Genomic DNA, 13,347 nt, shown 5'->3' with positions numbered 1-13,347 from the left:
TTGCAGTGATGGCACGCGGTCATGGATCGCGGTCAAGGATCGCGGCCATGGATGCGGTAATGGATTCGTGATGGAGCAGAGCCTTCATCGTCCCTGCCAGCGCGGGGGACGCTTCTCCAGGAAGGCGCGCGGGCCTTCTTTCGCGTCTTCCGTGGTGTAGAGGAAGGCCGCCAGGTCTTGCTCCAGCCGCAAGCCGGCCTCCAGCGGCATGTCCGCGCCGCGGTGCACCGCCGCCTTGGCGGTGCGTACGGCTGCCGGCGCGTTGGCCGCCATTTGCGCCGCCAGCGCCACCGCGCGGTCCCGCAGTTCCGCGCCCGGCACCACATATTCCACCAGCCCGATGGCCAGGGCCTCGGCCGCCTCCACGGTACGTCCCGTCAGGATCATCTCCAGCGCCCGCGGCGTGCCGATGCGTCGCGACAGCCGCTGCGTGCCGCCGTTTCCGGGCATCAGGCCGCGCTTGACCTCGGCGAAGGCGAAGGTCGCGGCATCGCTGGCGTACACCATGTCGCACAGCAGCGCGAGCTCCACGCCGCCGCCGATGGCCAATCCGTTGACGGCGGCGACGATGGGTTTGTCGAAGGCGGCGATGCCTTCGGGCTGCTCCCAGCGAAACCGGCGCATTTCCGTGATGGGCTGGCCCGCGCTGGTCTCGGCGAATTCGCGCAGATCCATCCCGGCGCAAAAGGCCTTCGGCCCGCTGCCGGTCAGCACGGCGGCCCCGATCTCCGCATCGCGCCGCAACACGTCCAGCGTGTCGCGCAGCTCGCGCCGCATGCGCATATCGATGGCGTTCATCGCCTGTGGCCGGTTCAGGCTGATGACGGCGACCTGGCCCAGGCGCGTCACGTGGAGGGTTTCGAGTGGGCTTGCGGTCATGGTATCTGGGGCAGGGGGGATTCCGGCGGGCGTGGGCGCGACGGCCGAGCCTTGTCGGGCGAAATTTCAATCGAGTGATTGAAATGTACGACGCGTGCGCGTACAAGTCAATCAACTGCTTGATTAAAGCGCCCGCCCGCTTTCTTCTACAATCGACTTCCGATTCCCTACGACGACGTCATGGCCAAAGCGACAAAAAAAGTTATCGCGGACGTGGAAATGAGCACGCCGCAACGCATCCTGCAGGCGGCCGAACGCCTGTTCAGCGAACGCAGCATCGGCGACGTGAGCCTGCGCGAAATCACCTCGGCCGCCGGCGTGAACAGCGCCGCGGCGCACTATCACTTCGGGTCCAAGGACGCGGTGCTGGACGAGCTGTTCGCCGTGCGCTCGCGCCCCATCGCCGAACAGCGCGAACGCTTGCTGTCGCAAGTGAAAACGGACCGGCAGGGCAGGCCCATCCTGGAAGAGGTGCTGCGCGCCTTCCTGCGGCCGGCCCTGGACATGCTGAACACCCCGGAAGGACTGGCGTTCACCATGCTGCGTTCGCGCATGGTGTTCGAGCGCGAAGAGGTCAAGCGCAATGTGCTGGACCACGCTTTCGGGCGCACCAACGAGATGGCCTTGCAAGCCCTGGCCAAGGCCTTGCCCAAGCTGTCGCGGCACGAGCTCTATTGGCGCTTTCACTTCATGCTGGGCGCCATGGTCTACACCATGGCGCGGCCGGGGCGCATCGAGTCGATCTCCCATGGCGAAATCGATACGACGGACCCGGAAGCCGCCCTGGAACACATGGTCCGCTTCGTGGCCGCCGGATTCCGCGCGCCTTGAAACGCGTCCGGAGCGGGCGGCGCCATGACGCTCGCCTCGGCGCCGTGACGCTCACACCGAGGCATCCTTGCGCGGGCACACCGGCGCCCTGACCCCCGCGCTATTGATCCAGCGACAGGTTCTCCTGCTTGACGATGCGCGTCCACTGTTCGAGTTCGGCGTGGATGCGCTTGGCCATTTCGTCCGGCGACGATCCCAGCGGCTCGTAGCCCAAGTCCTTGATGCGCTTCTGCATGTCGGGCGTATTGATCACCTTGATCATCGCCGCGTTCAGCTTGCGGATGATGGGCTCCGGCGTGCCGACCGGCGCCCACAGCCCTTGCCAACCCACCATCTCGTAGCCCGGCACCGTCTCGGCCACCGTGGGGACGTCCGGAAGCACGGCGAGCCGCTGGGGCGCGCTGACCGCCAGCACCTTTACCTTGCCGCTCTGGACCAGTCCAATCGACGCCGCGACCGGGTCCAGCTTCAGCTGCACGACACCGGCCAGCAGGTCAGGGTTGGTGTTGCTGCGGTAGGGCACGTGCATCATGTGCGTGTCGGTCATGCGTTCCAGCAACAGGCCGCCCAGGTGCGCGGCCGAGCCCGGGCCGGTCGATGCATAGGTCACTGTTCCCGGATGCGCGCGGTTCAGCGCGGTCAGCTCGGCGATGCTGGACGGCGGGAAGTCCTTGTTGGCGATCCACATATAGCTCAGGTTGAGCGTCAACCCGATCGGCGCCAGGTCGCGTTCCGGCTGGTAGGGCAGCTTCTTGTACAGCGGCGGGTTCATGGTCGCGATCTGGTTAAAGCCGTACAGCAGCGTATAGCCATCGGGCGGCGACTGCGCGACCTTGGCGGTGCCCACGATGCCCGCCGCGCCCGGCAGCGTTTCCACCACCAGGGGCTGGCCGAGCTCCTGGCTGAGCGGCGCGCAGATGATGCGGGCCAGCACATCCGGGCTGCCGCCCGGCGAGCTGGGCACGATGACGCGGATAGGTTTGCTCGGGTAGCCGTCGGCGCGGGCGCCAGGCGCGGCCAGACCCAGGGCCATGCCCAGCAGCAGGCCCAGCCCGGCGCGCGCCGAGGCTGTTCGGATGGGGGATTTCATATGTCTCCTTTCCGCTCGCGTTTTAGTTTTCGGTTCCGTTACGGCGTTGCCATGGCGAGCTGTGGGGATGGTAAAGCAATCGCTTGATCCATTCAATCAGGTGATTCAATCAATCGAATGATTGAGATACACTGGCTGTCCGCCGCGGACACGCCGTGGCGCCGGCCGGGCCCGCCTGAGCGACCCGCGCAGTCGCGTTGCCGGAAGAACGAGCGGGAGGTGCCATGCAATATTCAACTACCAGCATCGATGCCGGCGCGCTGCGGTGCGTCACCGCTGCGCTGGACGGCGGCATCCTTACCGTTACGCTCAACCGTCCGGAACTGGGTAATGCCATCGACGCCGCGATGAGCCGCGAGATGACAGCGCTGCTGTCCGCCGTCGCTGCCGACGACGCCGTGCGTGTGGTGGTGCTGCGCGGCGCCGGCGGCAGCTTCTGCACCGGCCTGGACGCGCCGGATTTCTTCGATCCCGATGGCCGCGATACCGCGGAGCTGCGCGCCTTGCGCGACGCCGCGGACGAATGGCGCGTGCGTGCCCTGCGCCGTCTGCCGCAGCCCGTCGTTGCGATGGTGCAGGGCGCGTGCCGCGGCGGGGCGCTCTCCATCCTGGAAAGCTGCGACATCGTTCACACGGCCGAAGACGCGCGTTTTTCCGCCGTGGGTCCGCTGGAGGGCGCGCTGCCTTACGGGGCGACCGCCAAGTCGGCGTCCGAGGTCATGACGCCGCGCGCGGCCGGCTATTTCTTGCTGACCGGCGAGGAATTCGACGGCGCCGAGGCCGAGCGCAACGGCCTGGCGACCCGCAGTCTGCCCGCCGCCGAACTGGAGGCGGCCACCTATGCGCTGGCCGGCGAACTCGCCGCGAAGGACCCCATCGCCTTGCGCTTCACCAAGGAAACCCTGCGTCACGTCGGCGCGATGAGCTGGGACGGCGTGCTCAGTTTCACGGCCGCGAAATTCGCGGAGCTGAAAACGCTGCAGGCCGGCCAACCCTCGACGCGCGCGGCCGCCGTCGAAAGCTTCCTGGCGGGCAAGAGCAAGCCTGGCCTGGGAGGGTGATGGATGCTGAAGATCAGCGACCTGGACAGCGGCATACGCTGCGTCGGCCTGGACCGCGCGGCCAAGCGCAATGCGATCGGCGTGGAGCTGACGCTGGCGCTCGAAGACGTCCTGCTGCGCACCCGGTATGTGCGGGAAATCCATACCCTGGTGTTCCACGGCGTCGGCGGGCATTTTTCCGCCGGCATGGATATGAAGGACTTCTTCGACAGTTCCACCCGGCCGCCCGAGGAGCTGCGCCGCGCCCGGGCCGCGACGGAAAACTGGCGCACGCGCCTGCTGCGCGCGATGCCGCAGACCATCATCAGCGCCGTGCAGGGCTATTGCCTGGGCGGCGCCATGCCTATTCTGGAATCGTCGGACATCGTTATCGCGTCCCGCGATGCGCGCTTCGGCTTTCCGGAAATCAACTTCGGCTTCGTGCCGGGTGGGCAGATCATCAAGTCGGCGACCAACATGATGTCGCGGCGCGGCCTGTACTACGCCGCGCTGACCGGCCGGCCCTTCGATGCGGCGCAGGCGCTGCGCTGGGGGCTGGTCACGCGTGTGGTGGACGGCGATCCCCTGGACGCGGCATTGGCGGCGGCGCGCCGCATTGACCCCGGCTCGAATTGAACTGTATGATTCAATCAAGTGATTGAATTCTGTGCCGTGGATGGCCGTGGGCCGGCAGTCGCGGCCCCTATCCGGCTTTTTCGAAAGGATGCCCCAGCGTGAACTTCGGATTGACCAGTGAACAGGAAGCCATGCGCGACCACGTCCGCGTATTGCTGGACGACGTGTGCAGCATGGAATACGCCGCCCGCTGCGATGAAACCATGACGCCGCCGCGCGAGGCGTTCCAGGCGCTGGCCGCCAACGGCTGGCTGGGGCTGATCGCGCCGGAGGAATACGGCGGCGCCGGCGGCACGCCCACCGACCTGGCATTGCTGCTGGAGGAAGCCGGCAACCATTTCGAGGAATTGGGGCTTTGGCTGTTCCGCAATTTCACCTACGGCTGCTACGCCGTGCTGAAGCACGGCACGCAGGAACAGAAGCAGCGCATCGTGCCGGGCGTGGTCAAGGGCGAGATCTCCTTCGCCTTCGCGCTGACCGAGCCCGATTCCGGTTCCGACGCGGCTGCCCTGAAGACGCGGGCCGTCGCCGATGGCGACGGCTTCGTCATCAATGGCCGCAAGGTTTTCACCTCCGGCATGGATATCGCCGATTACGTGCTGCTGGCGCTGCGCACCAGCGACCTGGGCAAGAAGCAACTGGGCATCAGCACTTTCCTGGTCGATACCAGGCTGCCCGGCATCGAGATCCGCAAGATCCCCACGCTGGGCCAGCACGCCATCGGTACGACGGAGGTCACCTATACCAATGTGCGCGTGCCGCGCAGCGCCGTGCTGGGCGAGCTGGACAAGGGCTGGTCCGTCTGCGAGGACACGCTGCGCTATGAACGCCTGTGCCTGTCGGCCGCCCGCATCGGCGCGGCGCGGCGGGCGTTCGAATACGCGCTGGACTACGCGAAGACGCGGCATCAGTTCGGCAAGCCTATCGGCAGCTTCCAGGTCACGCAGCACAAGTTCGCGGACATGAAGGTCATGCTGGACCTGTCGCAGACCATGATCCGCCGCTACGCCTGGCTGATGGAGCATGGCCAGGCCGAGCGGGCGGATACGGCGGTGCTGAAGTACTACGTGGCCGAGTCGTACAAGACGATCTCGGACATGTGCCTGCAGATCCTGGGCGGCTACGGATACTGCATGGAATACCCGATGCAGCGTTTCTTCCGCGATTCGCGGCTGGCGACGATAGGCGGGGGCACGTCGGAAATCCAGAAGAACATCATTGCCGCCAGCCTGGGGCTGTAGGCGTTCCAAACGGCATTACCCACGGCACCGGGGCATCCCGGACCGGAGCGGCCCGCAGAGGCCGGCGCATGAATCTATCACTGGTGGAGACCATCATGACCAGACGAGGATTTCTGGCGGCGGCGCTGCTTGCGGCCGCCTCCCCACGCTGGGCAGGCGCGGCCGACGCGTACCCGTCCCGTCCGCTGAAGTTCGTGGTGAACTTCCCGCCGGGCGGGGCAGCGGACACGATGGCGCGCATCTTCGGGCAGAAGCTGGGCGAAACCTTCGGGCAGGCCATCATCGTCGAGAACCACGCGGGCGCCGGCGGCGCCATCGGCATGGTCTACGCGGCCCGCCAGCCGCCGGACGGCTACACCTTCACCATGGGCACCTTGGGATCGGCCATCACCCAACCCTTGATCTCGCAGATGGCCTACGACATGAACAAGGACTTCATGCCCGTGTCCCTGATCGCCACGGGGCCGGCCGTCGTGGTGGTGGGGGCGGCTTCGCCCTACAAGACCCTGCAGGAACTGGTTGCCGCGGCCCGCGCGTATCCCGGCAAGCTGAACTACGGCTCCGGCGGGATAGGCACATTCGCGCATCTGTGGGGCGCCATGCTGAACGACGCCGCCCACGTGAAGATCACGCATGTGCCGTACAAGGGCGGGGCGCAGGCGCTGAACGATGTGCTGGCCAACCGGCTGGACCTGATCGCCGTCGATCCGCCCGCGGCCTTGCCGCATATCCGTTCCGGCAATCTGCGCGCGCTGGCTTATACGGGCGCGCAGCGCAATGCGCACCTGGCCAATGTCCCCACGGTAGTGGAAGCGGGCTACAAGGAGCTGGTCGGCGCGAACTGCTGGAGCATCTGGCTGCCGGCCGGCGTGCCCGCGCCGGTCGCGGCGCGTTTCCGCCAGGCGCTGGTCACCGCCATGGACGACCCCGTACTGAAGCAGAAGTTTTCAGACCTGGGCGCCGACGCCATGCACACCACGCCGGATGGGCTGCGCCAGTACGTCGCCGCGGAAACGGCGAAGTACGGCCGCATCATCAAGGAGCAGGGCATCAAGGCCTGATGTCAGTACGGCACGTGATACCGCGCCAGCGCCGCCAGGTCCGGCTCGACGCCGATGCCCGGCGTTTCGGGCAGCGTGATCCAGCCGTCTTCGTTGGCCATCTGCGGCAGCGTCCATACGCTTTCCCGCAGCGGATTGGGATTGGCGTCCACCTCCACCATGCCCGCCGGCCCCAGCGCCGCGCGCAGATGCATGGAAGCAGCCAATCCGATGCCCCCGCCTAGCCAGTGCGGGCAGAAAGTCAGGCCGGCGATCTGCGCATAGCGGGCCACCGCCATGCAGCCTGAAATTCCGCCCCATTTGCCGACGTCCGGCTGGATGAAGCGCAGATGTCCGTTGTCGACGGCGGTCTGGAACTCCGCCTGGCCGCGGATGTTCTCGCCGGCCGCCAATGCCAGCGTGGTGCCGCGTGCCAGGCAGCGCCAGTCGGCCAGGGCTTCGTCGGCCGCCAGGGGTTCTTCCACCCAGTAAGGACGGAAGGCTTCCAGCGCCGCGACGCGTTCGGCCGCGATGTCCGGCGTCCATGCCTGGTTGGCGTCGACCATGATGCGCGCATCGGGCCCCAGCGCATCCCGGATGTCGCGGAAGTTCGCCAGGTCACGGGCCGGCTCGAATCCCACCTTGAACTTGAAGGCGCTGTAGCCTTCGCTCCGCTTGGCCAGCGCCGTCTCGGCCACCTTGTCGGGCCCGATGCCGCTGGCATAGGGCAGGACGCGCCCGTTCGCCGCATCGCTGGACGTACCGGCCGCCGCCGCCAGGACGCGCCACAGCGGCTGTCCCGCCCGCCGCGCCCGCATATCCCATAGCGCCTGGTCGATGGCCGAGGCCACCTGTGCCATGGGGCCGGGTTCGCCCGACTGGATCGCCATGCGGCGCAGGGTGCCGCTCAGCATGCGCCACGTCCCCGTGGGATCGTCGCTGGGCGTGCCGGCCAGGATGGGCGCGACCAGCGCGCGTGTCAGGCGCGCGCGATGTTCGGCGCCCACGGCAGGGAAGTTGCAGAACACCTCGCCCCAGCCCCAGGCCCCGTCGGCGGCGGCGATGCGCACAAAGACCGCCGGCCGGTCGCTGAAGCTGCCCACCGCCGCCCGGACGGGCGTGGCGATGGGCGCACGAAAGACATGGCATTCAACGCGTTCGATCGTCATTCGGTATATCCGCTCAATCCGCTTTCACGCCCAGGTCGTTGGCCACTTTGCCCCATTTCTGAAGCTCGGCGCCGATATAGCGGCGGAAGTCCTCCGGCGACCCGGCGTCGGGCACCAGGCCGGCCTCCAGCAGCCTGGCGCGGATGTCCTTGTCGGCCTGGACCTTGTTGACGGCCTTGTTCAACGTGTCCACCACGGCGGCGGGCAGTCCGGCCGGCCCCGCGAGCCCTTGCCAGGCCACGACCTCGAAGCCCGGCAATCCGGCCGCTTCGGCGATGGTGGGAATGTCGGGATATTCCGGCACCCGGTGCAGCCCGCCCACGCCCAGCACGGCGAGCTTGCCGGCCTTGACCTGCTGCATCATCGTGCCCTGGTCCGCGAAGATCATGTCCACGTGGCCGGCCACCAGGTCGCCCAGCAGGGCGCCGGTACCCTTGTAGGGCACGTGCAGCATCTTGGTCTGCGTGCGCGCCTCGAACAGCGCGGCGGCCATTTGCTGCATGCTGCCGGTGCCGGAGGAGCCGTAGCTCAGCGCGCCGGGATGGGCCTTGGCATAGGCAACCAGGTCTGCCGCCGTGCGCGCCGGCACCTTGTCGGGATTGACGACAAGTACGTAGTTGACGACGACCGTCTTGGTAATGGGCGTCAGCTGCTTGAGCGGATCGAAGGGATTGTTCTTGTAGATGACCGGATTGATGCCCAGCGTCGCGATATTGCCCAGCACCAGCGTATAGCCGTCGGCGGGCGAGCGCGCCACCAGCTCCGTGCCGATGATGCCGCTGGCGCCGGGGCGGTTATCCACGACGATGTTCTGGCCCAGCTCCTTGCCCAGCGCGGGCGCCACGATGCGGGCGTACACGTCGACGGCGCCCCCCGGCGAGAAGGGCACGATCAGCCGTATGGGTTGGCTGGGATAGGCGTCCGCGGCAAGCGCGTGCAAGGGGGCCGCGCCCAGGGCAAGCGCCGCCGCGGCATGCAGAAGGGACCGCCGGGCGCGGTTGGACAGGTCTGTCATCGATGTCTCCACATATTCGAATGGCGGCCGGTTCGATGGCCGCGGCGATGGCGGCCGCGCCCGGGCCTGCCCTGGATTATCGAGGGGATGGGTATTCAGGATCAATTATGGATTTATCATCAGCTCATATTGATTGCGTATGAGCCATCATGACCGCCAACCTTACCGCTTCGGCGCGCTATCGCCTGGACCGCCTGCGCGTGCGGCATCTGCGGCTGCTGGAAATCGTTGCGCAGCATGGGTCCCTGGGCGCGGCGGCGCGGGAGCTGGGCATCAGCCAGCCGGCCGTGACGCTTCTGCTGCGCGAACTGGAGCAGGTGTTCGAGGCCATCCTGGTGGAACGCGACGCCCGGGGTGCCCGCCTGACGCCGCAGGGGCGCAGCGCTGTCGAGCGGCTGGCGATCGCGATGTCCATCCTGGGCCAGGCGATGGAAGCCGCCCAGGCGCCCGGGACGATACCGACGCTGCGCGTGGGCTGCGTGCAGATCGCCGGCTTTACCGCGCTGCCCGGCGCACTGTCCCGTCTTCTGGCGGATGGCACGCTGGCCTATACGCGGATCCAGGAGGGCGAAAGCCAGGGCCTGCTGCAGGCGCTGGGGGCGGGCGAGCTGGACTGCGCGGTCGCGTGGCTGGACGAGTCCATCGCGGCGGCGGTGGACCTGGATCGCTACAGCATCGAGCCCTTGTGGTCGGGCCGGATGGGGGTCTTCGCCGCGGCCAGCCATCCATTGACGCGGCGCAGGCAGGTTTCCGTGCAGCAATTGGCCCAGTGGCCGTGGGTCGTGCCGAATCCCGGCTCACGGACCCATGCGGCCTTCCAGCGGCTGTTCCTGAACGGAGGCATGGCGGCGCCGCGCCCCCGGCTGGTGTGCTCGTCGGTGCACTCCGGCGCGCATATCGTCGCGAACGGCGCATTCCTGGGGATCGCGCCCGACAGCCTTGTCGCGCGGTACCGCGACGCCTTGTCCCTGCGGATGCTGCGGGGGGATGCCATGCAGCTCGCGCCGACGCGCTTGTCGTTCTTCGCCTTGAAGGAGGCGGCCGCCTTCGAACCCGTCGCGCGCTTCCGCGAGGCGCTGCGCGAGGCGGCCGCGTGATGCCGGCACCGTGAGCGCCTATCCGCCCGTCCGCGCCCCTCTGGCGCGTGTCCGCCGCGTGAAAACCCCATCCTGCACGCAGTGCGCGAACTGCGCCTCGATGGCCGCGCGGAATGCGCGTACCGCCAGGCTTGCGGGCCGTCCGCGCGCGGTGGCCATCATCCGCATGATGTCGAAGCCTTCGATCGGCACGGCGACCAGGTTCGTCAATACGTCGGAGGTCGAAATCGTCGATCGCGGGAAGACGGCATAGCCGGCGCCCGCCATCGCCAGGCGCGCGGAGGCGCCGATCCCGTCGATCTGCACCGCGGGCCGGAGGTCGCCATAGCGGTCCGCATAGATGCGGCGCAGCCCGGCGGAAATGATGATGGATTCCGCGCGCAGCCGCGTCGCCGCCACCGAGCGCCGCCGCGCCAGGGGGCTGCCGGGCGCACACAGCAGCACGGTTTCTTCGCGGATCAGCGGCTCGAACGTCAGCGTGTCCTGCGCCGGCGGGTCGGAAACGATGCCCAGGTCCAGCGAGCCGCTCAACAGCCGATGCAGGACGTCGTCGGTCGGGCTTTCGCTCAGTTCGAGCTGCACCAGCGGGTATTGCAGGCGGAAGGGCGGTACCGTCTGCACGTACAGCGCACGGCCCACGCTGGCGGGCGCGGCCATGCGCACGACGCCGCGCATGCCGCGGCTGAATGTGGACACGTCGTTGGCGGCGCTTTCCACTTCGCGCAGGATGAAGCGTGCGCGTTCCAGCAGCATGGCGCCGCTATCGGTCAGCGCCACCCCGGCCACGCTGCGCCGGAACAGCGCGCCGCCCACGTCTTCCTCCAGCACCTTCATCTGGCGGCTGACCGCCGATTGCGCCACGTGCAGAAGCTGCGCGGCGGCGCTGATGCTGCCGCTTTCCGCGACCGTGACGAAGTAGCGCAGCTGTCGCAGGTCCATATGCGGCCCCATGCTTTTATTCGATGGAAGGGCTCTGAAATATATGCTTTTCAGTTGGCCCGGGCAATCCCAGAATGAGTGCAACCGCGCGGCGCGGGCGGCCTTTGCGCACGCCATTCATCGACGCGGATAGAGGAGACAGGTCTATGGCATCCTTCCACGGAATCGGCCGCCGCATGGCGTGGACGCTCGCGGCCGGGGTGGCGCTGGCCGCCGCGACGGCGCACGCGCAGGCCCAGGACAACTGGCCCAGCCGGCCCATCCGGCTGGTGGTCCCTTTCGCCGCGGGCGGCTCGCTGGACGTCGTTGCGCGCACCATGGCGCAAAGGCTCGGACAGGCGCTGGGCGTATCGGTGGTGGTGGACAATCGCGGCGGCGCGAATGGCATCATCGGCACCGACATGGTGGCCAAGGCGGCGCCTGACGGCTACACCATGCTGATGAACACGGGCTCCTTCACGGCCAACGGCGTGCTTTACAAGAAACTGCCGTACCGGCCGATGGAGGACTTCGTGCCCGTGACGCAGATCGCCCGGTCCTATGGACTGGTGATGGCCGTGAATCCTGACGTGCCGGCAAGGACCGTAAAGGATTTCATCGCCTTGGCCAAGGCCCATCCGGAGAGCATGAACTTCAGTTCCAGCGGCGAGGGCAATATCACCCACCTGGCCGGTGCGCTGTTCAATCACCTGGCCGGCACGCATATCCAGCATGTCGCCTATCGCGGCAGCGGGCAGGCCTTCCAGGCCGTGATCGCCAGGCAGATCACCATGAATTTCGTCTCCACCTCGGGTGGCCTGCCAGCCATCCAGGCAGGACAGCTGCGGGCCCTGGCGATCACGAGCACGTTGCGCGCGCCGGTGCTGCCCGAGGTTCCCACCTTCAACGAAGTCGGCATGCCGGGCATGAGCAAGATCCAGGGCTGGTATGGCCTGTGGCTGCCAGCCGGCACGCCCAAGGCCATCGTCGACCGCGTGCAACGCGAGGTGGCCCGCTTCCTGCCGGATCCCGAGGTGCGCAAACGCTTCGAGGACATGGGGCTGATCACCATGGGTACCACGCCCCAGGCGTTCCAAGGATTCCTGGAGCAGGACATCCAGGACCAGCGCGAATTGATGAAACTCGCCAACGTGGCGCAACAGTAGGGGCCTTTGCCATGTACCAGTACTTTCCCAACAACTACACCTGGAGCCTGGCCGTCATGTCGGCGCTGAATCGCGGCGGCCAGATCGCGGAAATCGACGAGGCCTGCCGGCCGCTGCACGATGCCGCGGCCAAGCGCGCCCTGGACGGCGACGCCGTCGCGCAGAATGCCTGGTTCGAAAGCTGGTGCAGGATGGCCGAGCGGGTAGAGCGCCTGGCCCAGGCCGATGAGGCGGCGGGCCATCCGCTGTCGGCGGGCCGCAAGCTGCTGCGCGTCGGTCTGTATTTCATGCTGGCCGAACGCATGCCCAGCCACAAGGACCCGCGCCGCCTCGTGGCCTATAAGAAAGGCATCGCCGCCTATGAAAAAGGCCTGGCGCTGCGCCGCGAACCCGTCGAGTACGTGCGCGTCCCGTACGGGGCCACGACGCTGCCGGCGATCTTCATGAAGGCACCGGGGGGCGGCGCGCGACCCTGCATGGTCCATTTCAACGGGCTGGACCTGACCAAGGAAATCGTCTATTCCGCGATCGCCGACGAATTCCGCCGCCGGGGGGTATCGCTGCTGATCGTCGATCACCCCGGCGTCGGGGCGGCGCTGCGCTTGCAGGGCCTGACCAGCGGGCCGGACACCGAGAAGCCCGCGTCGGCCTGCGTGGACTACCTGGAAACCCGGCCTGATGTGGATCCCAAGCGCATCGGCATCATCGCGCTGAGCCTGGGCGGCTACTACGCGCCGCGCGCCGCCGCCTTCGAGCCGCGCTTCGCCTGCTGTGTGGCGTGGGGGGCGATCTTCGATTACGGCAAGGCGGTGCAAAGCCGCATGGACGGCAATGGCGAGCCCTCGGTGCCCGGCTTCGGCGAACACCTGAACTGGGTATTCGGTAAACAGAAGTTCGCCGACACGCTGGAGGTTGTCCGCCAGATGAGCCTGGAACAGGTGGCGGGCAAGATCACGTGCCCCCTGCTGGTCGTGCACGGCGAGAACGACAGGCAGATCCCCTTGTGGCATGCCGAACGCACGGTGCAGGCCGCGGTCAACAGCAGGGACCGCGAGCTGAAGGTCTTCAGCCTGTTCGATGGCGGGGCGGAACATTGCGGCGCGGACAACAGCACCATGGTGACCGACTACATTACGGACTGGGTGGCTGAACGCCTGGACGCCGCGGTGGCCGGCATCTAGGGTCTGTCAACACGCCCTGGCGCGGGCTGGCGTTTATCATGGGC

General features: G+C 67.5%; 13 protein-coding genes. 8 read left to right on the top strand and 5 right to left on the bottom strand.

Features of this window, described 5'->3' with window-relative positions; genetic code table 11:
- Nucleotides 1–84: 84 nt before the first annotated feature.
- A complete protein-coding gene (locus AKI39_RS13485; RefSeq protein ID WP_066636783.1) occupies nucleotides 85–879 on the bottom strand; it encodes an enoyl-CoA hydratase/isomerase family protein in 795 nt (264 codons plus the stop codon).
- A 180-nt stretch (nucleotides 880–1,059) separates the two neighbouring features.
- Here AKI39_RS13485 and AKI39_RS13480 point away from each other — a divergent pair, with 180 nt between their 5' ends.
- On the top strand, nucleotides 1,060–1,710 hold the full coding sequence (locus AKI39_RS13480) for a TetR/AcrR family transcriptional regulator (protein ID WP_066636781.1): 651 nt from the start codon (nucleotides 1,060–1,062) through the stop codon (nucleotides 1,708–1,710).
- Nucleotides 1,711–1,810: 100 nt separating this feature from the next.
- Here AKI39_RS13480 and AKI39_RS13475 read toward each other — a convergent pair whose 3' ends face one another.
- Complete coding sequence (locus AKI39_RS13475; RefSeq protein ID WP_066636779.1) at nucleotides 1,811–2,800, bottom strand: Bug family tripartite tricarboxylate transporter substrate binding protein; 990 nt, start codon at nucleotides 2,798–2,800, stop codon at nucleotides 1,811–1,813.
- 224 nt (nucleotides 2,801–3,024) lie between these two features.
- On the opposite strand from AKI39_RS13475, the gene AKI39_RS13470 reads away from it, so the two are divergent.
- From AKI39_RS13470 to AKI39_RS13455, 4 genes are all read left to right on the top strand, one after another.
- Nucleotides 3,025–3,861, top strand: coding sequence for an enoyl-CoA hydratase-related protein (locus AKI39_RS13470; protein ID WP_066636771.1), 837 nt, complete (start codon nucleotides 3,025–3,027; stop codon nucleotides 3,859–3,861).
- Nucleotides 3,862–3,864: 3 nt separating this feature from the next.
- Nucleotides 3,865–4,476 (top strand): enoyl-CoA hydratase/isomerase family protein, encoded by a 612-nt coding sequence (locus AKI39_RS13465; protein ID WP_066636768.1) that lies wholly within the window; start codon nucleotides 3,865–3,867, stop codon nucleotides 4,474–4,476.
- A 98-nt stretch (nucleotides 4,477–4,574) separates the two neighbouring features.
- The gene (locus AKI39_RS13460) at nucleotides 4,575–5,717 is read left to right on the top strand and encodes an acyl-CoA dehydrogenase family protein (RefSeq protein ID WP_066636765.1); all 1,143 of its coding nucleotides are present in this window, start codon (nucleotides 4,575–4,577) and stop codon (nucleotides 5,715–5,717) included.
- A 95-nt stretch (nucleotides 5,718–5,812) separates the two neighbouring features.
- Nucleotides 5,813–6,778 (top strand): Bug family tripartite tricarboxylate transporter substrate binding protein, encoded by a 966-nt coding sequence (locus AKI39_RS13455; RefSeq protein ID WP_066636762.1) that lies wholly within the window; start codon nucleotides 5,813–5,815, stop codon nucleotides 6,776–6,778.
- Between the two features lie 2 nt (nucleotides 6,779–6,780).
- On the opposite strand, the gene AKI39_RS13450 is transcribed toward AKI39_RS13455, so the two are convergent.
- Entirely contained in the window at nucleotides 6,781–7,926 is a 1,146-nt protein-coding gene (locus AKI39_RS13450; protein WP_066636759.1) for a mandelate racemase/muconate lactonizing enzyme family protein, read from the bottom strand.
- 13 nt (nucleotides 7,927–7,939) lie between these two features.
- Nucleotides 7,940–8,941 carry a Bug family tripartite tricarboxylate transporter substrate binding protein gene (locus tag AKI39_RS13445; protein WP_066636756.1) on the bottom strand — a complete coding sequence of 334 codons (1,002 nt, stop codon included), beginning with the start codon at nucleotides 8,939–8,941 and terminating at the stop codon, nucleotides 7,940–7,942.
- A 149-nt stretch (nucleotides 8,942–9,090) separates the two neighbouring features.
- Between AKI39_RS13445 and AKI39_RS13440 the strand changes: the two genes are divergently transcribed.
- Entirely contained in the window at nucleotides 9,091–10,038 is a 948-nt protein-coding gene (locus tag AKI39_RS13440) for a LysR substrate-binding domain-containing protein (protein WP_066636754.1), read from the top strand.
- Between the two features lie 18 nt (nucleotides 10,039–10,056).
- On the opposite strand, the gene AKI39_RS13435 is transcribed toward AKI39_RS13440, so the two are convergent.
- Nucleotides 10,057–10,977: a LysR family transcriptional regulator gene (locus tag AKI39_RS13435; RefSeq protein ID WP_158515177.1), complete on the bottom strand. Its 921-nt coding sequence runs from the start codon at nucleotides 10,975–10,977 to the stop codon at nucleotides 10,057–10,059.
- Between the two features lie 146 nt (nucleotides 10,978–11,123).
- Between AKI39_RS13435 and AKI39_RS13430 the strand changes: the two genes are divergently transcribed.
- Nucleotides 11,124–12,122: a tripartite tricarboxylate transporter substrate binding protein gene (locus tag AKI39_RS13430; protein WP_066636747.1), complete on the top strand. Its 999-nt coding sequence runs from the start codon at nucleotides 11,124–11,126 to the stop codon at nucleotides 12,120–12,122.
- Nucleotides 12,123–12,133: 11 nt separating this feature from the next.
- A complete protein-coding gene (locus tag AKI39_RS13425; protein WP_066636745.1) occupies nucleotides 12,134–13,303 on the top strand; it encodes an alpha/beta hydrolase family protein in 1,170 nt (389 codons plus the stop codon).
- Nucleotides 13,304–13,347 lie beyond the last annotated feature (44 nt).

This window comes from Bordetella sp. H567, assembly GCF_001704295.1.
GTDB lineage: Bacteria > Pseudomonadota > Gammaproteobacteria > Burkholderiales > Burkholderiaceae_B > Bordetella_C.
This window is presented reverse-complemented; position numbering and strand designations above follow the sequence as displayed.